The organism is Streptomyces iakyrus (assembly GCF_000717055.1).
GTDB classification, from domain to species: Bacteria; Actinomycetota; Actinomycetes; order Streptomycetales; family Streptomycetaceae; genus Streptomyces; species Streptomyces iakyrus.
The window spans coordinates 465,641-484,729 of record NZ_JNXI01000003.1 but is presented as its reverse complement, the minus strand read 5'-3'; the positions used below and the strand labels follow the sequence as shown (position 1 = coordinate 484,729).

The 19,089-nt window shown below is 73.4% G+C and carries 18 protein-coding genes; 6 read left to right on the top strand and 12 right to left on the bottom strand.

Translation table 11 applies throughout. From position 1 onward, the window contains the following. Positions 1–18: 18 nt before the first annotated feature. Positions 19–1,710: a DUF885 domain-containing protein gene (locus OO68_RS07250; protein WP_033307289.1), complete on the bottom strand. Its 1,692-nt coding sequence runs from the start codon at positions 1,708–1,710 to the stop codon at positions 19–21. 31 nt (positions 1,711–1,741) lie between these two features. Then, positions 1,742–2,233 (bottom strand): Lrp/AsnC family transcriptional regulator, encoded by a 492-nt coding sequence (locus OO68_RS07245; RefSeq protein ID WP_033307288.1) that lies wholly within the window; start codon positions 2,231–2,233, stop codon positions 1,742–1,744. Positions 2,234–2,300: 67 nt separating this feature from the next. Here OO68_RS07245 and OO68_RS07240 point away from each other — a divergent pair, with 67 nt between their 5' ends. Further along, complete coding sequence (locus OO68_RS07240) at positions 2,301–3,539, top strand: trans-sulfuration enzyme family protein (RefSeq protein ID WP_033307529.1); 1,239 nt, start codon at positions 2,301–2,303, stop codon at positions 3,537–3,539. Here OO68_RS07240 and OO68_RS07235 read toward each other — a convergent pair. The 5 genes from OO68_RS07235 to OO68_RS07215 all read right to left on the bottom strand — a co-directional run bounded on the left by OO68_RS07235 (position 3,528) and on the right by OO68_RS07215 (position 9,717). After that, positions 3,528–4,784: a GNAT family N-acetyltransferase gene (locus tag OO68_RS07235; RefSeq protein ID WP_033307287.1), complete on the bottom strand. Its 1,257-nt coding sequence runs from the start codon at positions 4,782–4,784 to the stop codon at positions 3,528–3,530. The two genes, OO68_RS07240 and OO68_RS07235, sit on opposite strands and share 12 nt — an antisense overlap. 109 nt (positions 4,785–4,893) lie before the next feature. After that, a complete protein-coding gene (locus OO68_RS07230; RefSeq protein WP_033307286.1) occupies positions 4,894–6,456 on the bottom strand; it encodes an alkaline phosphatase D family protein in 1,563 nt (520 codons plus the stop codon). 127 nt (positions 6,457–6,583) lie between these two features. Continuing rightward, entirely contained in the window at positions 6,584–8,026 is a 1,443-nt protein-coding gene (pdxR, locus tag OO68_RS07225) for a MocR-like pyridoxine biosynthesis transcription factor PdxR (RefSeq protein WP_033307285.1), read from the bottom strand. A 43-nt stretch (positions 8,027–8,069) separates the two neighbouring features. Then, positions 8,070–8,900: an alpha/beta fold hydrolase gene (locus OO68_RS07220; RefSeq protein WP_033307284.1), complete on the bottom strand. Its 831-nt coding sequence runs from the start codon at positions 8,898–8,900 to the stop codon at positions 8,070–8,072. Between the two features lie 163 nt (positions 8,901–9,063). Continuing rightward, a complete protein-coding gene (locus OO68_RS07215) occupies positions 9,064–9,717 on the bottom strand; it encodes an NADPH-dependent F420 reductase (protein ID WP_033307283.1) in 654 nt (217 codons plus the stop codon). A 110-nt stretch (positions 9,718–9,827) separates the two neighbouring features. On the opposite strand from OO68_RS07215, the gene OO68_RS07210 reads away from it, so the two are divergent. Both OO68_RS07210 and OO68_RS07205 read left to right on the top strand, forming a co-directional pair. After that, positions 9,828–10,712, top strand: a complete 885-nt coding sequence (locus tag OO68_RS07210; RefSeq protein WP_033307282.1) for an RNA polymerase sigma-70 factor — start codon at positions 9,828–9,830, stop codon at positions 10,710–10,712. Positions 10,713–10,882: 170 nt separating this feature from the next. Continuing rightward, entirely contained in the window at positions 10,883–11,644 is a 762-nt protein-coding gene (locus OO68_RS07205) for a GntR family transcriptional regulator (RefSeq protein ID WP_033307281.1), read from the top strand. Between the two features lie 98 nt (positions 11,645–11,742). Here the strand turns inward: OO68_RS07205 and OO68_RS07200 are convergent, their stop codons facing one another. The 3 genes from OO68_RS07200 to OO68_RS07190 form a co-directional block, all read right to left on the bottom strand. After that, on the bottom strand, positions 11,743–12,891 hold the full coding sequence (locus OO68_RS07200) for an ROK family transcriptional regulator (RefSeq protein ID WP_033307280.1): 1,149 nt from the start codon (positions 12,889–12,891) through the stop codon (positions 11,743–11,745). A 90-nt stretch (positions 12,892–12,981) separates the two neighbouring features. Continuing rightward, positions 12,982–13,644, bottom strand: a complete 663-nt coding sequence (locus tag OO68_RS07195) for a response regulator (protein WP_033307279.1) — start codon at positions 13,642–13,644, stop codon at positions 12,982–12,984. Between the two features lie 14 nt (positions 13,645–13,658). Then, positions 13,659–14,828: a sensor histidine kinase gene (locus tag OO68_RS07190; protein WP_033307528.1), complete on the bottom strand. Its 1,170-nt coding sequence runs from the start codon at positions 14,826–14,828 to the stop codon at positions 13,659–13,661. A gap of 108 nt (positions 14,829–14,936) precedes the next feature. Here OO68_RS07190 and OO68_RS07185 point away from each other — a divergent pair, with 108 nt between their 5' ends. The 3 genes from OO68_RS07185 to OO68_RS07175 are packed head-to-tail and all read left to right on the top strand — an operon-like array spanning position 14,937 to position 17,072. After that, the gene (locus OO68_RS07185; protein WP_033307278.1) at positions 14,937–15,857 is read left to right on the top strand and encodes an ATP-binding cassette domain-containing protein; all 921 of its coding nucleotides are present in this window, start codon (positions 14,937–14,939) and stop codon (positions 15,855–15,857) included. A 2-nt stretch (positions 15,858–15,859) separates the two neighbouring features. Further along, positions 15,860–16,585 carry an ABC transporter permease gene (locus OO68_RS07180; RefSeq protein ID WP_033307277.1) on the top strand — a complete coding sequence of 242 codons (726 nt, stop codon included), beginning with the start codon at positions 15,860–15,862 and terminating at the stop codon, positions 16,583–16,585. Between the two features lie 55 nt (positions 16,586–16,640). Next, positions 16,641–17,072 carry a hypothetical protein gene (locus OO68_RS07175; protein ID WP_033307276.1) on the top strand — a complete coding sequence of 144 codons (432 nt, stop codon included), beginning with the start codon at positions 16,641–16,643 and terminating at the stop codon, positions 17,070–17,072. A gap of 4 nt (positions 17,073–17,076) precedes the next feature. Here the strand turns inward: OO68_RS07175 and mug are convergent, their stop codons facing one another. Further along, entirely contained in the window at positions 17,077–17,622 is a 546-nt protein-coding gene (gene mug / locus OO68_RS07170; RefSeq protein WP_051814520.1) for a G/U mismatch-specific DNA glycosylase, read from the bottom strand. A 13-nt stretch (positions 17,623–17,635) separates the two neighbouring features. Next, complete coding sequence (gene purB, locus OO68_RS07165) at positions 17,636–19,078, bottom strand: adenylosuccinate lyase (RefSeq protein ID WP_033307275.1); 1,443 nt, start codon at positions 19,076–19,078, stop codon at positions 17,636–17,638. Between the last annotated feature and the right edge of the window lie 11 nt (positions 19,079–19,089).

The window sequence follows — 19,089 nt, the reverse complement described above, 5'->3', positions numbered from 1 at the left end:
GCCTAGGCTGCGCCTCGCCTACAGCTGTGACAGTTCGTCCACCAGGTCGTCCAGGCCGAGCGACCCCTGGGACAGGGCGGCCATGTGCCACGCCTTCGGGTCGAAGGCGTCGCCGTGCCGGGCACGGGCGTTCTCGCGGCCCAGCAGCCAGGCCCGTTCGCCGAGCTTGTAGCCGATGGCCTGGCCCGGCATGGACAGGTAGCGGGTCAGCTCGCTCTCCACGAAGTCCGCCGGCCGGCTGCTGTGCGAGCCGAAGAACTCCTGCGCCAGCTCGGCCGTCCAGCGCTCGCCGGGGTGGAAGGGCGAGTCGTCCGGGATCGTCAGCTCCAGGTGCATGCCGATGTCGATGATGACGCGCACCGCCCGCATCATCTGGGCGTCCAGATAGCCGAGCCGCCGCTCCGGGTCGGTCAGGAAGCCCAGTTCGTCCATCAGCCGCTCCGCGTACAGGGCCCAGCCCTCGGCGTTGGCGCTGACCATGCCGACGCTCGCCTGGTAGCGGGAGAGGTTCTGCGCCACGTGCTTCCACTGGGCCAGCTGGAGGTGGTGGCCGGGCACGCCCTCGTGGTACCAGGTCGACACCAGGTCGTAGACCGGGAAGCGCGTCTCGCCCATGGTGGGCAGCCAGGTGCAGCCCGGGCGCGAGAAGTCGTCCGACGGGGGCGTGTAGTAGGGAGCCGCGGCACTGCCCGGAGGGGCGATGCGGGACTCCACCCGGCGCACCCGCTCGGCCAGGTCGAAGTGGGTGCCGTCGAGGGCGTCCATCGCCTCGTCCATGAGGCTCTGCAGCCAGTCGCGGACCTCGTCGACGCCCTCGATGTGCGTGCCCTGCGCGTCGAGGTGGGCCAGCGCCTCCCACGGGGTGCCGGCCCCGGGCAGGATCTTCTCGGCCTCGGCCTTCATCTCGCCGAGGAGGCGGTGGTACTCGGACCAGCCGTAGGCGTACGCCTCGTCCAGGTCGAGGTCCGTGCCGTTGAAGTAGCGCACCCAGCGCGCGTACCGCTCCCGGCCCACCACGTCCGGCGCGCCCTCGATCGCCGGGGCGTACACGTCCCGCATCCAGTCGCGCAGCCGGACGACGGCCTCGGTGGCCGAGCGGGCGGCGGCGTCCAGCTCGGACCGCAGCGCCTCGGGGCCGGCCGCCGCGTACTGCTCGAACCAGCCGTGGCCCTCGCCGTCCGCGTCGGCCCACTCGCCCAGCTGCTGCACGAACGTGGCCGTGGCCCGCGGCCCGCCGTAGAGCTTCCGCTCAAGACCGAGCGCCAGGGACTCCCGGTAGCCCTCCAGCGCGGCCGGGACGCCGCGCAGCCGCTCGGCGATCGCCGTCCAGTCCTCCTCCGACTGCGCCGGCGTCACGGTGAACACCTGCCGCACCGCGTGGGCGATGGAGCTCAGGTTGCTGACGGACCGCAGGCTCTCGTCGGCCTCGTGTACCGCCAGTTCGGCGCCCAGCCGCTCGCGCAGGAGCCGCGCGCACCGGCGCTCGATGTCGCTGTCCGCGCCGGGCAGCCGCTCGGCCTCGTCCAGCCGGGCCAGCGTCCGGCGTGCCAGCTCCGCGAGTGCCTCCTGGCCCGCGGGCGAGGTGTCGGGCAGCCTGCTCGAACTCTCCTTGTCGCCGAGGAAGGTGCCGGTGATCGGGTCGAGGGCGACGAGCTCGTCGACGTACGCGTCGGCGACCTCGCGGGGCAGCTGGCTCTTGATCTCAGACATGCGGCCATCCTCGTACGACGGACCCCACACGTCACGCGTATTGAGCCGAGGGCGAAGGCGGCAGCAGCGGCCCGCACTCCCACTGCTGGAAGATCAGCCGGGTCTCCACCCGCGCCACCTCCCGTTGCGACGTGAACTCGTCCAGCACCAGCCGCTGAAGATCGGCCATGTCGGCAACCGCGACATGGACCAGATAGTCGTCCGGGCCGGTCAGGTGGAAGACCGTCCGCGACTCCGGCAGGGCCCGGATCCGTTCCACGAACGGCCCCACCAGCTCCCGTCGGTGCGGCCTGACCTGCACCGACAGCAGGGCTTCGAGTCCGCGCCCCAGCTTGGCCGGATCCAGCTCCAGCCGGTGCCCGAGGATCACGCCCGAGCGGCGCAGCCGTGTCACCCGGTCCAGACAGGTCGACGGCGCCACCCCGACCTGCGCGGCGAGATCCCGGTACGTCGCCCGGGCGTCGTTCTGCAACAGCCGCAGCAAATGGAGATCCACCGGATCCAGTACGACAGATTCAGCCATCGGCCGAACGTAGCACGGGATTCTCATCCGGCAGCCCGGTCGATGTTCACCCTTGCCGACCATGGACATGGACACAACGACAACGCGCGCCCACGACGGCGTCCGCACCGCACCGCGAGCCCTCGCCACCGAGGCCGTGCACGCCGGGCGGGACGACCTCGCCCGGCAGGGTCTGCACGCCCCGCCGATCGACCTGTCCACCACTTACCCGTCGTACGACAGCCGCGGCGAGGCGGCCCGCATCGACGCGTTCGCCACCACCGGCGCCGAGCCGGACGGCCCGCCCGTCTACGGGCGGCTGGGCAACCCGACCGTCGCCCGCTTCGAGACGGCCCTGGCCCGTCTCGAAGGCACCGAGGCGGCGGTGGCGTTCGCCAGCGGCATGGCGGCGCTCAGCGCCGTCCTCCTCGTCCGCGGCTCGATGGGCCTGCGGCACGTCGTCGCCGTGCGCCCCCTCTACGGTTGCAGCGACCACCTGCTGACCGCCGGGCTGCTGGGCTCGGAGGTGACCTGGACCGGCCCCGCGGGTGTCGCCGACGCGCTGCGCCCGGACACCGGCCTGGTCATCGTCGAGTCACCGGCCAACCCCACCCTCGCCGAGGTCGACCTGCGAGCCGTCGCGCACGCCTGCGGCTCGGTGCCGCTGCTCGTGGACAACACCTTCGCCACACCCGTCCTCCAGCGCCCCGCCGAGCAGGGCGCGCGGCTGGTGCTGCACAGCGCCACCAAGTACCTCGGCGGCCACGGCGACGTCCTGGCGGGCGTGGTCGCCTGCGACGAGGAACTCGCGGGCCGGCTGCGCCAGGTGCGCTTCGCCACGGGCGGCGTCCTGCACCCGCTGGCCGGTTACCTGCTGCTGCGCGGTCTGTCCACCCTGCCCGTCCGGGTCCGGGCGGCCTCCGCCACGGCGGCCGACCTGGCCCGCCGCCTCGCCGCCGACCCGCGGGTGGCGCGTGTGCACTACCCGCGCATCGGCGGCGCCATGGTCGCCTTCGAGGTGTACGGCGACCCGCACGAGGTCATTGCCGGCGTCCGCCTGATCACCCCGGCCGTCAGCCTCGGCAGCGTCGACACCCTCATCCAGCACCCGGCGTCCATCAGCCACCGCATCGTCGACGCGGACGACCGCAGGGGAGCCGGAGTGAGCGACCAGCTCCTGCGCATGTCGGTGGGCCTGGAGGACGTCGAGGACCTGTGGTCGGACCTCGACCAGGCGCTCGGGCGCCCCGAAAGGGGCGCGGGGAACTGCGCGACCCACCACAACGAACCCGCACTCGCAGACGGACGTGCGCCCCTACGGCGCTGAGGCACTCCCCAGCTCACCCGTGGTCGAGGCGACGGGCTCACCCAGCCTCGCCGTGATGACCAGCGTCCCTTCCTCGACCTGATAGTCGAGAGGAAGCCCGAGCCCCCGCATCGCCGCGACCATCCCCGTGTTGGACGCCTGCGTCACGGCGTACACACTCGAGCACCCGGCATCGACGGCCAACCCGACCAGCCTGCGCAGCAACTCCGCCCCGACCCCCCGCCGCTGCCACGCGTCCTCGACAAGCAGCGCGACCTCCGTCTCGTCGCCGTCCCACAGGAGGTGACCGAGCCCGACGATCCGCCCGGAGGCCGTCTGCACGGCGAGCGTGCGGCCGTAGCGCGGGCTGAGCAGGTGGTTGAGATACCGGTCGGCGTCACCGACCGGCCCGTGGTAGCGCAGCTTCAGCGTGCGGTCTGAGCACCGCTCGTGCATCGCCCTGGCCGCTTCGAGGTCACGGGTGTCGGCCCGCCGCACGGTGATGTCGCTGCCCTCGGCGAGCGTGAGCACGTCCCGTCCGTGCGGCAGGCGCGGTCCGAGCCGGGCGTCCAGTTCCACCAGAGCCCTGGCCCGGGCGAACTCGGTCGGGGTGAACGGCAGGTACGGCCGCTCCACGGTGATCACTCCGCCTTCCGGGGCGCGCAGCCGCATCACCGTGTCGCCGAGGGCCCCCTCCACCGGAAGTCCGCCCGGCGCCCGGCCGCCACCTGCCGCCGCCGGCTGGGACCGGATCGTGCACCGCCCCAGCAACTGCCGCAGGGCCAGCGGCAGTTCCGCCGCGTCCAGGGCCGTGCGGGCGGCGAGGCCGAGGACCCGGGTCGGCGCGTCCACGAGGTCGTGGGCGTCGGCCCGCTCGATCCAGGTGTCGGCGCCACCGGCCGACTCGACGGCCGTGGTGATCGCGGACGCCGGCAGGGTGGCTGGGCCCCGCAGCAGGAACTCGTCGACCGTGCCCTGCGCCAGCGGGTGCGTCTGCAGGCTGAGGATGTCGACACGCTGCCCGGCCAGGGCGCCGCACAGCGCCGCCAGCGACCCCGGCTCGTCCTGAACCGTGGTCCGCATCCGCCACAGGGTGTTCGCCCCCGGCACCGCTTCCGGTGCCGGGGACCCGGTATCACTCGTCGGCGGCGCGTGTTCCTGGCGCCGTGTCCGCCAGGCGTGGAACGCCGCTGTGGCCCGCCGCCACGAGGTGGCGGGGCGGCAGTTGTCGTCGGGCTGTGTCCGGTGAGTCACTTCTCGCGTCATGCACCCACTGTGACGGAACGGTGTTGCGTGATCGCGAACGCATTGTGACCGGCGGGTAAAGAGGCCAGTTTTCCCCTTTCGTCCATGCTTCAAACGGTGCGTTCCGTGCCTATTGGCCGACCAGGCCCGGCTGGAGCGTCTGAGTGAACAGCACCGTGCCGTCCTGCTCCCGCAGACGTACCGTCAGCTCTCCGCTGTGGCCGTCGATGTCGACTTCGCCGAAGAACTGGAAGCCGCCGGCGGGGGAGACGTTGGCGGTCGTCGGTGCCTTCACGAACACGCGGTCCGGGCCGAAGGTGCCGTCGAGCGCGTTCGCCGGGAAGGCACCGGCGTTGAGGGGGCCCGAGACGAACTCCCAGAACGGCTCGAAGTCGGTGAAGGCGGCCTTCGACGGCAGGTAGTGCTGCGCCGAGGTGTGGTGCACATCGGCCGTCAGCCACACCGTGCCCGTGATCCGCCGGTGCTTGACGAACCGCAGCAGTTCGGCGATCTGCAGTTCGCGGCCGAGCGGCTTGCCCGGGTCGCCCTGTGCGACGGCCTCGATGTTCGTGCCGTCCGGGACGACGAGGCCGATCGGCATGTCGGAGGCGATCACCTTCCACACCGCCCGGGAGCGGGACAGCTCGCGCTTGAGCCAGTCCAGTTGCTCCCGGCCGAGGATGCCCTGCGGGTCGGTGGGCTGGTCGTCCGGCGAGTTCGCGTTGCGGTAGGTGCGCATGTCCAGGACGAACACGTCCAGCAGCGGGCCGTGGCGCTGCACGCGGTAGACCCGGCCGCCGGGGCGGCGCACCGTGGAGATGGGGAAGTACTCGGAGAAGGCCTGGCGGGCGCGGGCGGCGAGCACGTCGACGCGCTTCTCGGCGTAGCGGGCGTCCGTGAGGATCTCGCCCGGGTACCAGTTGTTGGTGACTTCGTGGTCGTCCCACTGGACGATGGACGGGACCCGGGCATTGAAGGCCCGCAGGTTCTCGTCGAGCAGGTTGTAGCGGAAGTTGCCGCGGAACTCCGCGAGGGTCTCGGCGACCTTCGCCTTCTCCTCGGTCGTGATGTTCCGCCAGGTGCGGCCGTCGGGCAGGGCCACGGTTTCGGTGATCGGGCCGTCGGCGTAGATGTTGTCGCCGCTGCACAGGAAGAAGTCCGGGTCGAGGGCGCCCATGGCGTCGTAGATGCGGTAGCCGCCGAACTCCGGGTTGATGCCCCAGCCCTGTCCGGCCAGGTCGCCGGACCAGACGAACCGCACACCGTCGCGGCGCTTGGCGGACGCCGTGCGGAAGGTGCCGGTCACCGGCTCTCCCGTGCGGCGCGGGTCGTCCGGGTCGGCGAGCAGTACGCGGTAGTGGATCTGCTCACCGGCGGGCAGGCCGCGCAGGCGGGTCGTGCCGGTGAAGTCGCTGCTCGGGCCCAGCAGCGGGCCGTGCCACCGGCGCGGGTTGCGGAACGACTCGGTCGCCGAGGTCTCCACGATCATCCGGGCGGGCCGGTCGGAGCGCACCCACACAAGACCGGAGTCGCAGGTCACGTCTCCCGCCTGCACGCCCCACCCCGCCGTCGGGCGCCCGGAGCGCGCGAACGCGGGTGCCGCACCGAGAGCCGTGGGCAGGGACAGGGCGGCCGACGCCGCGAGGGAACCACGCAGGACGCTACGGCGCCCGGGCAACGGACGGTGTGACATGGATGCGCCTCCAGGGACGGGATCCGGCCAAGTGTGCAGAGCCACAACTACTGGGACGTCGCAGCGCACACACGAACCCCAAGTGAACAACTGACCGCAGGGTGAGGGAACCCGCGAACCGGTCGGCTCACCCGGTCGCGGCCTCGGCCATCAGGCGCACACCCGCGGCGATCCGGGCGGGCGGCACATGGGCGTAGCCCAGGACGAGCCGAACCCCTTCGGACCCCTCGGGCGCGGCCGGCGTGTGGGCGTAGGCCGACAGGGGGCGCACCGCCACCCCTGCCGCCGCCACCCGCGCGAGGAACCGCTCCTCGGGCCCGTACCGCCGCGGCAGTGTGGCGATCACATGGAGGCCGGCGGCGATCCCGGACACCTGCGCACCGGGGAAGTGCGCGTCCAGGGCGGCGACCAGCGCGTCGCGCCGGTCGCGGTAGGCGCGCTGGCAGCGGCGCAGCTGACGGTCGTAGTCACCGCGCTCCAGGAAGCGGGCGAACAGGGCCTGGTCGAGGGACGGGTGGCCGAGATCCATGGTGCGCTTGCGTTCGACGACCTCCGCCGACCAGGACTCCGGCACCAGCAGCCAGCCCAGCCGCAGGCCCGGCACGAGGGACTTGCTGACCGAGCCCGTGTAGGCCACGTGGTCCGGGTCGAGGCCCTGGAGCGCGCCGACCGGCGCACGGTCGTACCGGAAGTCACCGTCGTAGTCGTCCTCCAGAACGATGCCGTCCACCGACCGCGCCCAGTCCAGCAGCTCGGTGCGACGCCGGGCCGAGTAGGCGATGCCGGTGGGGAACTGGTGGGCCGGAGTCGTCACCACGGCCCGGACGCCCGAAGCCCGCAGTGGCTCCGGGGCCACGCCCTCGTCGTCCACCGGCAGGGGCACGACGGCGACCCCGGCTGACGCGTACAGCGCGTCGTGCTGCGGACTGCCCGGGTCCTCCACGCCGACCGCGCGCATCCCGCGCCCGTGCAGCGCGAACCCGAGCAGGGTGGTCGCCTGGGCCACCCCCGAGACGACGACGATCCGCTCCGGGTCGGCCACCACGCCCCGCCGCCGGGCGAGCAGTTCGGCCAGCGCGGTACGCAGCCGCGGCAGCCCGCGTGGGTCGGGGTAGCCCAGCTCTCGATGCGGCAGGTCCGCCAGGACACCGCGGTGCGCGGCGGCCCACGCGGCGCGCGGGAACAGCGCCAGGTCCGGCGTCCCGGGCACGAAGTCCGCGCGGGCGCCGGGCGAGCGCGGAGCGAGATCGTGCGCCCGTGGCTCCGCCGCGCGGACCGCCGCGCCCACCCAGGTGCCCGAACCCCGGCCGCTGCGCAGGTATCCCTCGGCCGTCAGCTGCTCGTAGGCCTCCGTGACCAGCCCGCGCGACACCCCCAGGTCCGCCGCGAGATCCCGGCTCGACGGCAGCCGGGTGCCCGGCGCGAGCCGGCCCGAGCGGACCGCCTCGCGCAGCGCCGCCTGAAGGGAACGGCCACGCGTGCGTGCCGGAGCGGAAGCGGCGGGGAGCAGCAGCTCCCAGGCGGCGGACGCCGGGCCTTCGCCCGGGTCTCCGCTCGGCGTTGGCCCCATGAGGCAGAACCCTAAGGCAGGTTCTGCCCTCCTCCTGGGCCGGTCAGCGGCTGCCGTCGAGGACCACCCGGGCCACCAGCGCCGGGTCGTCGTTCATCGGGACGTGGCCGCAGCCGGGCAGCCGCACCAGCCGGGCCCCGGGGATGACGCCTTTGGCGCGCACGCCCTGGCGCGGAATGAGCAGGCGGTCCCGGTTGCCCCACGCGACGGTGACCGGTGTGCTCACGATGTCGTCGGTGAACTGCACGGTCCGGCCGGAGCGCAGCGTCTCGGAGAACCCCTGGGCCCGGGCCAGCGCGAGCGTCTCGGCGACCACGGCCTCGGGTGAACGGCGGCCCGGACGGGCGTAGATGGTGCTCGTCAGCAGAGTGCGGCCGATGGCCGGGCGCGCCAGCCGCTCGACCACGGGGGGCGGCATCCGGCGGGCGATCTGCCGCATGGCCGCCAGCACCGTGAAGGCGTAGCGGCGCTCGGCCTCGTTCCAGAACCCGGCGGGGGACAGGGCGGTGACCGAGCGGACGAGGCGCGCCCGGGCCAGGTCCAGCGCCAGCAGGCCGCCCAGCGAGTTGCCCGCCACGTGGGGCCGTTCGATCTCCAGCGCACCGAAGAACGCGGTCAGGACCGTGCTCATGGTGGGCAGGTCGTGCGCCATGCCGTCCGGGAGCGCCGGCGACTCGCCGCAGCCGGGCAGGTCCACCGCGATCACGTCGCGCTCGGCCGCCAGCGCGGGGAGCACCGGATCCCAGGCCTGGCGGTGGTGGCCGATGCCGTGCAGCAGCAGGAGCGGCTGGCCGCTGCCCCGGCGCGTGTAGGACAGGGTCACGCTCTGCTCGCCCTGCGCGGAGGCGACTTTGAAGGAGACGGTGGCGGACATGGGGTGCTCCTCGGCTGTACTCGCTGACGGACGCTGTAGACAGCTTGTCAGCAATTGCTACCCGCCGGTAGCCCCGCGGCGCCGCCGCCTTCGCGATGCCGGGCGGCAACGGCTACCCGGCGGTGGCCGCATGGTGCCGCCGGCCCTCACGGTGCCGGGCCGCTCAACGGGCTCGCCGCACCTCCAGGTTGAACTCGCCGTGCCCGAACTTCCCGAACAGGCCGGCCCACAGGGGCAGCCACATCTCCACGGCCCGGGCCGCCCGGATTCCGCCGAGGTCGAGCACGCGGTCCGCCGGCCAGCCGAACTCCCCGAGCAGCGCCGTCACCTGCTCCTTGGCGTCCGGGTCGTCCCCGCAGACGAAGACGTTGTGCTCGCCCGGCACACTCGCCGGATCCACCATCACCCGGCAGTTGACCGTGTTGAGCGACTTCACCACGCGCGTGTGCGGAAACGCCCGCTGGATCTGCTCGCCCACGCTGTCCGACTCCACGGGGGACAGGCGCAGCTCACCCTCCTCGACCGCCAGGGGGTTGGACACGTCCACGATGACCTTGCCGTCGAGGTTCTCCGCCCCGGCCGCCTCCAGCGCGGCGAGCGCCACCCGCCCGCCGACCGCGTTCACCACCACCTCTCCGAACTCCGCCGCCTCAGCGAACGTCCCCACGTCCCCGCCCGGGCCCGCGGCGGCGGCCCACTGCACGGCGGCCGTGGTGTCCCGCGTGCGCGAGCCGAGCCGCACCTCGTGCCCCAGCTCCACCAGCCGCCCGCCGAGCGTGCGCCCGACCTGTCCCGTGCCCAGCACCGCGTACCGCATCGCCACCTCCGGGGACCACGCCGCCGATCACCGGCGCCCTGTCGGCCATTCTGTCCGGGAAGGGACGATTCCGCCTGGACAGGGCCGCATCGGTGGGCTGGGATGGAGCCGTGACCACCGAGACCGCGACCGACGTCTTCGAAGCACACCGGCCCGTCCTGCTGGGTGTCGCCTACCGCATGCTCGGCCGGGTGGCCGACGCGGAGGACGTGGTCCAGGAGGCCTGGATGCGCTGGTCCGGCAGCGACCGCACAGACGTGCGCGAGCCGCGCGGCTACCTGGTACGGATCACCACCCGCCTCGCCATCGACCGGCTGCGCCAGATCAAGGCCCGCGGCGAGACGTACGTCGGCCCCTGGCTGCCCGAGCCGTACGTCACCGACTTCGGCGACACCGTGCCGGACACCGCCGAGCGGGCCGTGCTCGCCGACTCCGTCTCCCTCGCCGTCCTCGTCGTGCTGGAGTCGCTGTCACCGCTGGAGCGGGCCGTGTTCGTGCTGCGCGAGGCCTTCGGCTTCCCCTACGCCGACATCGCCGCCATGCTCGACCGCGGCGAGCCGGCGGTGCGCCAGCTCGCCGGGCGGGCCCGCAAGCACGTCGAGGAGCGGCGCCCGCGCTACGACGTCGACCCCGCCCAGCGCCGCGACCTCACCGAGCGGTTCCTCGCCGCCGCGGCCGACGGCGACCTCGAAGGTCTCATGGCGCTGCTCGCCCCGGAGGTCCGGCTCGTCGGCGACAGCGGCGGCAAGTCGCGGGCGCCGCTGCGAGTCCTGCAGACCGCAGACAAGGTCGGCCGTTTCCTCATCGGCACCGCGCAGAAGAGCCTCCCGGGTCTGACCGTGCGCTTCCTGGAAGTCAACGGCGGCCCGGCCGTGCTGATCCTGTCCGGCGGCGAGCCCGACTCCGTCTTCCAGCTCGACGTGGCCGACGGCCGCGTGCAGTCGGTCTACATCATCCGCAACCCCGACAAGCTGCGGTCCCTGGCCGCCGCCTGAGCACCCTTTGCGAGCCCGGTCGGAGGCCTCGCATGAACGCCCCGTGAACGTTCCCGGCCATTGGTCTTGACCAAGGATCAGGGCCGCCCTATGGTCGCAGAGAAGTGCAACAACCTTTAATAAACAAGGGCGCTAAAACGCCGCCGACCACGGCGATTGCGGAGGACAGGGTGGGGACCACGCAGCTGGAATCGGTGCAGGAGCCGAAGTACTGGCATCTCAAGACGGTGCTCAGTGAAGCGCTCGACTCGGAGTTCTCGGTGGGGGAGATCCTTCCGAACGAGCGCGACCTCGCGGCCCGTTTCGGCGTCGCCCGGGCCACGCTCCGCCAGGCCCTGGAGCAGCTCGAACTGGAAGGCAGGCTGCAGCGCCGCCGCGGTGTCGGCACGACGGTCGCGCCGCCCCGCATGGGCGTCTCCCTCGGCACCGGCCCGCACACCTGGCCGGGCGGCTCCGAGGACGCCTGGCAGCCCGTCGACTGCACGGCGGCCGTGCCGCCGGCGGCCGTCGCCGACGCGCTGGAGACCGGCCGCGACGAGCCCGTGCACATCGTGCGGCGCTCCCGGGTCTCGCACGGCCGGCCCGTGGCCGCGGAGCTGCTGTACATTCCGCAGCCCTCGGTGCCCGAACTCTCCGGCATCGACGCCCCGTCCGGGGCGGCCCACGCGCGTGCGGTGCTGCGGGAGTTGCAGCGGCTGGAGCCGGAGCGGCAGGAGAACGCGGTGGAGCTCGGCTCCGCCGGGGCCGACGAGGCGAAGGAGCTGGACCGGCTGCCGGGGGCGCCGGTGCTGGTGGTGACGACGCGGTTCTTCGCCGGGGGGCGTACGGCTGCGTTGTCGGTGGCGACGTATCGCGCTGACACGTGCCGGTTGACCTTCGGTGATGCGGGGGGTGTGGAGATCCACGCCGGGCTTCATAAGCAGGCGTCCTGAGCCCGGCGCCGTAAGGGTGCGGTGTGTGGGGGGCTGCCGGCGCGCTGTGGCTCGTCGCCCCCACGCGGCGGAGCCGCATGTCGGCACAGCCCCGGACCCTAAAGGGGGCGTTGCTCCACCGCGAAGAGTTGTTCCTCCACGTGGTCCAGGGCCAGGCGCAGGGCGCCCGTCGCCACGGCCGCGTCGCCGAGGCCGGAGAGGGTGACCTCCGGGGGGCGCAGGCAGTAGCGGGCGAGTTCCTGGCGGAGGGGGCCCAGCACGCCGTCCAGGCCCGCTGCCCAGCCGCCGATGACGACCAGCTCCGGGTCCAGGGCGAGGACGAGCGCGGCCACGTCGTGGACCAGGCGCTGGAGGAAGCGGTCGACGGCGGCACGGGCCCGCTGGTCGCCCTCGCGGGCCTGCGCGAAGACCCCGGCGACCGCCTGCTCGTCGAGGGGGTGCAGGGGCTCGTCCGTGGTGGACAGCAGCGTCTCGGGCGTCACCTCCCGGCCCAGCAGGTGCAGCGCGCCGATCTCGCCGGCCGCTCCGCCGTACCCGCGGTGCAGCCGGCCCCCGATCAGCGCACCGGCGCCCGGGCTCAGCCCCGCCAGCACGAACACCACGTCGTCCGACTCGGTGGCCGCGCCCTTCCAGTGCTCGGCGACGACGGCCGCGTTGGCGTCGTTCTCGACCAGCACCGGGCACGTGAACGACCGGCTCAGCCGCTCGCCCAGCCGCAGCCCCGTCCACCCCGGCAGGGCCGTGCCCAGCCGTACCGTGCCGTCGGCCTCCACGATCCCGGGCGTGGCCACGCCCACGGCCCGCAGCGAGCCGCGTGCGACCCCGGCCCGCCGCAGCAACTCGGCGACGGCACCGCGCAGGCGCTCCAGCCGCTCATCGGCCTCCGCCGTCTCGGAGACCTCCTTGGCCTGCGCGCCGATCACCCGGCCGTCCAGGTCGGACAGCAGCGCGGCCACCCGGTGCGCGCCGATCTCAAGACCGAGCAGATGACCGGCCTCCGCCCGGAAACGGAACCGCCGCGCCGGACGCCCCTGCCGCCGGGCAGCGCCCTCCTCGGCCGCCTTCTCCACGACGAGCCCGGCCTCGATGAGCCCCTCGACGACGCCCTCCACGGTAGGCCGGGACAGCCCCGTCACCCGGGTGATCTCGGTCAGCGTCGCGCAGTCCGTGGCGCGCAGCGCGTGCAGCACCACCGCGGAGTTGATCCTTCGCAGCAGCGAGGGATCCCCGCCGGTCAGCCGCCCCACCGTCCGTCCTCCCAGGTCGTGCCCGTGTTGGCCGGATCGTACTTCGACGCGGCACACCCCGGCGAGGGGCGGCGGGCACCGGCCCCGTGATCAGCCGGGTGCCACGAACCCCGACTCGTACGCCGCGATCACCGCCTGGGTGCGGTCCCGCGCCCCCAGCTTCGCCAGCACCGCGCTGACATGCGACTTCACGGTCTCGGTCCCCACGACCAGGCGGGCGGCGATCTCCGCGTTCGACAAGCCGCGCGCCATCAGCCGCAGCACCTCGGACTCGCGCTCGGTCAGCTGGGCCCGCTCCAGCACGGCCCGCGCCGCGCGGTTGCCGCCGGTGTCGCCGTACTCGGCGGCGAGCTGCCGCACCGAGGCCGGGAACAGCAGCGACTCCCCCTCGGCGATCAGCCGCACGGCGTGCACGATCTCGGCGGGCCGGGCCCGCTTGAGCAGGAACCCGTCGGCTCCCGCCCGCAGCGCCTCGTACACGTACTCGTCGTTCTCGAACGTCGTCACCACGAGGATCCGCGGCGGATCGTCGACCGTCCGCAGCAGCGCCCGGGTGGCCTCGATGCCGTCCAGCAGCGGCATCCGTACGTCCATGGCGACCACGTCCGGCCGCAACCGCCTCACGAGCGGGATCACAGCCGCCCCGTCCGCCGCCTCCCCGACGACCTCGATGTCGGGCTGCGCCTCCAGCACGGCCCGCAGACCCGCGCGCACCAGGGGTTCGTCGTCGACGAGGAGAACGGTGACCGGCATCGGACCAGCGTAGATCAACTCAGCGGCAGTTCGGCATGGACCTGCCAGTCGCCTTCGTCGGGCCCGGTCCGGGCCAGCCCGCCGAGCAGGGCCGCGCGTTCGCGTATCCCGCGCAGCCCGCTGCCGCGCCCCGATCCGGGGGCCCCGGCCGGCAGCGGATTGCGTATCGCGAGGACGAGGGTGCCGTCGGCGACGCGTACCCGGACACGCACCGGGACCGCCCCCGCGTGCCGCAGCACGTTGGTCAGCGACTCCTGGAGGATGCGGTAGCCCTCCCGCGACACCGGCCCGGGCACCGTCTCCACCGGGCCCGTCACCTCGGCGTCGACCTTCGCCCCGGAGGCCCGGGCCGACTCCAGCAGGCGGTCGGCGTCGGCGAGCGTCGGTCTGCCGCTCACCGGTTTCCCCGACTCGCGCAGGACGCCGAGCACCCGCTCCAGGTCCTCCAGAGCGGCCCGGCCGGTCTCCTCGATGGCGCCCAGGGCCCGGTCGGTGAAGGCGGGATCGCCCGCCGCCCGGGCCGCCCCCGCCTGCACGACGGCGACCGTGAGCGCGTGCCCGATGGAGTCGTGCAACTCGCGGGCGATCCGCGTGCGTTCCAGGAGCTGTTCCGTGCGCTCCTCCAGCGCGGCGAGCCGCTCGGCGGGGGAAGGACCGAGCAGCCGCAGCGCGAGGGCCGTGATGAGGTGCCCCGAACCGACCACGACCGCGGCCGCCAGGACCAGGGGCAGTGGCGTGAGCAGGGCGTACCACCAGTGGTGGCCCGTGACGACGAGCCAGGCGCCGCCGGCCCGTTCGCCGCTGATCGCCGTCGACACCAGGTCCACCGCGAGGAGGAGCAGTTGGACGGCGAGATGCGACACCAGGGCGCCGAAGAACAGCCTCGCCTGGAGCCACACCACCACCCGGCCGCGGTCGCCCCAGGTGACCGAGGGGGCGACGACGATCTCCGGGCCCTCTTCACCGTCCCGGTGGCCGGTCAGCAGCAGCCTGGCCTGGAACCCCTCCACGACCCGCATGGCGGGGACCAGGCCCGCGAGCCCCAGCAGCACCGTCGCCGTGGCCACCGTCCACCACGCCTCGTCGATGAACAGCCACAGGGAGGGCCACACGATGGCCATGGAGAGATGCAGCCACCGCGTGTACGTCACCGCCCGGGTGAAGGGGCGCAGCATGCGGACCATGGCGTCATGGTGCCAGCGGGCACCGACAGCGAGCCTCCCCCGCACGGGGGAGACGATCTCCACCGCCGGGGGAGGACCGCACTCCGGTCCGGTTGCCACGCTGCTGTCATGACCAGCATCGACGTCCGAGACCTCACCAAGGAGTTCGGCGGCCGGAGGGCCGTGGACCGGCTCACCTTCCGCGTGCACCCCGGCCGCGTCACCGGCTTCCTCGGCCCGAACGGCGCCGGGAAGTCCACCACCATGCGGCTGGTGCTCGGCCTCGACCGGCCGACCGCCGGCTCCGCCACGATCGGCGGCCGGCCGTACCCGGCGCTCCGTGAACCCCTGCGCCACGTGGGCGCCCTGCTCGACGCGCAGGCCGCGCACGGCTCCCGCACCGCCCGCGACCACCTCCGGGTCCTCGCGGCGAGCAACCGCATCCCCGACCGGCGGGTCGACGAGGTCCTTCAGGAGACGGGCCTGGCATCGGTGGCCCGGCGCCGCGTGCGGACGTACTCCCTGGGCATGCGCCAGCGGCTCGGCATCGCCGCCGCCCTGCTGGGCGACCCCGAGGTCGTCATGCTGGACGAGCCGTCCAACGGCCTCGACCCCGAAGGCATCGTGTGGATACGGACGTTGCTGCGCCGGCTTGCGGGGGAGGGCCGCACGGTCCTGGTCTCCAGCCACCTGATGAACGAGACCGCGTCCTTCGCCGACCACCTCGTCGTCCTCGGCCGGGGCCGGCTGCTCGCCGACACCCCGGTGCGGGACTTCATCCACGCGCGCGTGCGGCCCCGCGTGCGCATCCGCACGACCGATCCCGTCGCGCTCACGTCCGTCCTCGCCCGGCACGGCCACGACGCGCAGGAGCACGCGGACGGGCACTGGACCGTGGACGGCGCGCGGTTGGACGACATCGGCCGCGTCGCCTGTGCCGCGGGCCTGCCGCTCCTCGAACTGGCCGCCGAGGAGGGCACGTTGGAGCAGGCCTACTTCGACCTCACCGGGGCCGAGACCGAGTTCACCGCACAGCACCAGGAGGCCTGACCATGGAACGGACACCCGTACTGCGCTCCGAGTGGCTGAAGATCCGCACGCTGCGCTCGCTCCCGGGAGCACTGCTGGCGCTGTTCGCGGCCACCGTGGCGTTCTCCGCGCTCGCCGGGGTCTCCGAGGCCTCGGACCCGGGGTTCGATCCGCTGTTCGCGTCCCTGTCCGGCGTCATACCGGGTCAGATCGCGGCCGTCTCCTTCGGGGCCATGGCCGTGTCGTCGGAGTTCCACCAGGGCGCGCTGCGGCTCTCGCTGGCAGCGGTGCCGCGCCGCGGCCGGTGGTTCGCGGCCAAGGCGGCCGTCATCGCCGCACCGGCGCTCCTCGTGGGGCTGGGGGCGGCCCTCGCCGCCCTGCTCGCGGCCCGGGCGGGCCTCGGCCGGGCGGCCGGCGGGCTGAGCACCGGTGAGCAGGTGCGCGGGGTCGTGGGCTGCGGCCTCTACCTCATGCTGATGGCGCTGTTCGCCGCAGGGATCGCCGCCCTTCTCCGCAGCGGCGTGGCCACCCTCTCCCTGCTGGTGCCGTTCATCCTCGTGGTGTCGTTCGTGATCGGTGACGCCACCGGCACCCTCGCCGACTTCCTGCCCGACAAGGCCGGGCAACTGGTCCTCAGGGAGACCTACGACGGCACCCTGGGGCCGTGGTCGGGGCTCGCAGTGACCGCGCTGTGGACGGCCGCCGCCCTGCTGGCGGGAGCCTGGCGCCTGTGCCGCAGGGACGCCTGACGACGAGCCGGGTGATGCCCCGCCAAGTGTCAGTGGGGGCGGGTTTACTGGACCCATGAACATCGCACAGCACATCGCCGTCATCGACGAGCTGTGCTACCGCCCCTTTCCGGCGGAGCACGGCCCGTCGGACGTCGGCTGTTCGGGACCGGGTCACCACGTCGCGGTGTTAGAGGCCGCGACGGACACCGACCCGGCCGCCCGGGCGGTGACGATCGACCAGTACGAGAAGGACCGCGACGCGGTCTACGAGCTCCTCGCCTCCCGCTGGGGCGACACGGACCCCTACAACCTGGAGACGGTCCTGCTGCGCACCGAGCGGGAGGAGATACCCCGCCCATGGGCCGAGTTGAGCGCGTGCGCGGGCGTCGCCCACCTGTGGGAGGTGGAGGGCACGGGCCGCTGGGTGGCCCTCGCGGTCGGCGACCGTGATGTGTCGCGAGAGGTCCGGCTGCTGGCCCTGGTCACGGAGACGGACCCGCCGTAGCGGATCAGGCCCCGGCGGCTTCCCGCAGCCGGCCGAACTCCTCCGCCATCGTCTCGGCCGTCCAGTGCGCGTTCAGCCCGCTCGGGTTGGGCAGCACCCATACGCGCGTGTCCCCGATCGTCCGCGACTGCGGCCCCACCCGCGCCGTGCGGTCGTCGAACGCGGCCCGGTACGCGGTCACCCCCACGACGGCCAGCCAGCGCGGCCGCAGCCGCTCCACCTTCGCCGCGAGCAGCCGCCCGCCCTCCCGGTACTCCTCGGCGCTCAGCTCGTCGGCCCGGGCCGAGGGCCGCGCCACGACGTTGGTGATGCCGAGCCCGTACGACAGCAACTCCTGCTGCTCGGACGGCTTCAGCAGCCGCGGTGTGAACCCGGAGCGGTGCAGCACCGGCCAGAAGCGGTTGCCCGGGCGGGCGAAGTGATGGCCCGTCGCGGCCGTCATCAGACCGGGGTTAATGCCGCAGAACAGGACGTGCAGACCCTCCGCGACCACGTCGGGCACGACGCGGTCGCGGGCGGCCTCCAACTCCTCAGGGGTGAATCGCGCCATCAGGGGCGGCGTGTCAGAGGATCGCCCCGGGCGTGTAGCCCGCGGCCTCGGGGTTCCGCTTGACGATCTCCTCGACCCGGGCGACGACGGTGGCGACCTGGTCGCCCGCGGCACCGGTGAAGGACAGCTTGTCGGCCATCAGCGCGTCCAGCTGGTCACGGTCCAGCGGGATGCGCGCGTCGGCGGCCAGCTTGTCGAGCAGTTCGTTGCGCTCGGCGCCCTGCTCGCGCATGGCGAGCGCGGAGGCGACGGCGTTCTCCTTGATCGCCTCGTGCGCGAGCTCCCGGCCCACGCCCGCGCGCACAGCGCCCATCAGCACCTTCGTGGTGGCGAGGAACGGCAGGTAGCGGTCCAGCTCACGGGCGACGACCGCCGGGAACGCCCCGAACTCGTCGAGCACCGTCAGGAACGTCTCCAGCAGACCGTCCAGCGCGAAGAACGCGTCCGGCAGTGCGACCCGGCGCACCACCGAGCAGGACACGTCGCCCTCGTTCCACTGGTCGCCCGCCAGCTCACCGGTCATCGAGGCGTAGCCGCGCAGGATGACCATCAGGCCGTTGACGCGCTCGCAGGAGCGGGTGTTCATCTTGTGCGGCATCGCCGAGGAACCGACCTGGCCCGGCTTGAAGCCCTCGGTGACCAGCTCGTGCCCGGCCATCAGGCGGATCGTCTTGGCCAGCGACGACGGGGCCGCCGCCAGCTGCACCAGGGCCGTCACGACCTCATAGTCCAGCGAGCGGGGGTAGACCTGGCCGACCGAGGTGAACGCCTGCGAGAAGCCGAGGTGCCCGGCGATCCGCTGCTCCAGGTCCGCGAGCTTCGAGGCGTCCCCGCCGAGCAGGTCCAGCATGTCCTGCGCGGTGCCGACCGGGCCCTTGATGCCACGCAGCGGGTAGCGGCCGAGCAGCTCCTCGATGCGGCCGTGGGCGACGAGCAGTTCGTCGGTGGCGGTGGCGAAGCGCTTGCCGAGGGTGGTGGCCTGCGCGGCGACGTTGTGCGAGCGGCCGGCCATGACCAGCTCTCCGTATTCGCCGGCGAGCTTGCCGAGCCGGGCCAGGACGGCGACCGTGCGGTCGCGCATCAGCTCCAGCGACAGGCGGATCTGCAGCTGCTCGACGTTCTCGGTGAGGTCGCGGGAGGTCATGCCCTTGTGCACGTGCTCGTGCCCGGCGAGGTCGTTGAACTCCTCGATCCGCGCCTTCACGTCGTGCCGCGTGACCTTCTCGCGCTCGGCGATGGAGGCCAGGTCGACGGTGTCGAGGACGCGCTCGTAGTCGGCCAGGGCCGCGTCCGGTACCTCGATCCCGAGGTCCTTCTGGGCCCGCAGCACGGCGAGCCAGAGCTGCCGCTCCAGCTTCACCTTCTGCTCGGGCGACCAGAGCGTGGCGAGCTCGGCGGAGGCGTAGCGTCCGGCGAGGACGTTCGGGATGCGGGGCTTGGCGGGAGCGGAAGTCACGTGACCGGATT

Excerpts from the sequence above, each read along its gene's own strand:
- OO68_RS07185 (WP_033307278.1), top strand. The coding sequence starts at position 14,937 with ATGACCAGCATCGACGTCCGAGACCTCACCAAGGAGTTCGGCGGCCGG.
- OO68_RS07195 (WP_033307279.1), bottom strand. The coding sequence starts at position 13,644 with ATGCCGGTCACCGTTCTCCTCGTCGACGACGAACCCCTGGTGCGCGCG.
- OO68_RS07190 (WP_033307528.1), bottom strand. The coding sequence starts at position 14,828 with ATGGTCCGCATGCTGCGCCCCTTCACCCGGGCGGTGACGTACACGCGG.
- OO68_RS07175 (WP_033307276.1), top strand. The coding sequence starts at position 16,641 with ATGAACATCGCACAGCACATCGCCGTCATCGACGAGCTGTGCTACCGC.
- OO68_RS07245 (WP_033307288.1), bottom strand. The coding sequence starts at position 2,233 with ATGGCTGAATCTGTCGTACTGGATCCGGTGGATCTCCATTTGCTGCGG.
- OO68_RS07250 (WP_033307289.1), bottom strand. The coding sequence starts at position 1,710 with ATGTCTGAGATCAAGAGCCAGCTGCCCCGCGAGGTCGCCGACGCGTAC.
- mug (WP_051814520.1), bottom strand. The coding sequence starts at position 17,622 with ATGGCGCGATTCACCCCTGAGGAGTTGGAGGCCGCCCGCGACCGCGTC.
- OO68_RS07230 (WP_033307286.1), bottom strand. The coding sequence starts at position 6,456 with ATGTCACACCGTCCGTTGCCCGGGCGCCGTAGCGTCCTGCGTGGTTCC.
- OO68_RS07240 (WP_033307529.1), top strand. The coding sequence starts at position 2,301 with ATGGACACAACGACAACGCGCGCCCACGACGGCGTCCGCACCGCACCG.
- OO68_RS07235 (WP_033307287.1), bottom strand. The coding sequence starts at position 4,784 with ATGACGCGAGAAGTGACTCACCGGACACAGCCCGACGACAACTGCCGC.
- OO68_RS07215 (WP_033307283.1), bottom strand. The coding sequence starts at position 9,717 with ATGCGGTACGCGGTGCTGGGCACGGGACAGGTCGGGCGCACGCTCGGC.
- pdxR (WP_033307285.1), bottom strand. The coding sequence starts at position 8,026 with ATGGGGCCAACGCCGAGCGGAGACCCGGGCGAAGGCCCGGCGTCCGCC.
- OO68_RS07180 (WP_033307277.1), top strand. The coding sequence starts at position 15,860 with ATGGAACGGACACCCGTACTGCGCTCCGAGTGGCTGAAGATCCGCACG.
- OO68_RS07220 (WP_033307284.1), bottom strand. The coding sequence starts at position 8,900 with ATGTCCGCCACCGTCTCCTTCAAAGTCGCCTCCGCGCAGGGCGAGCAG.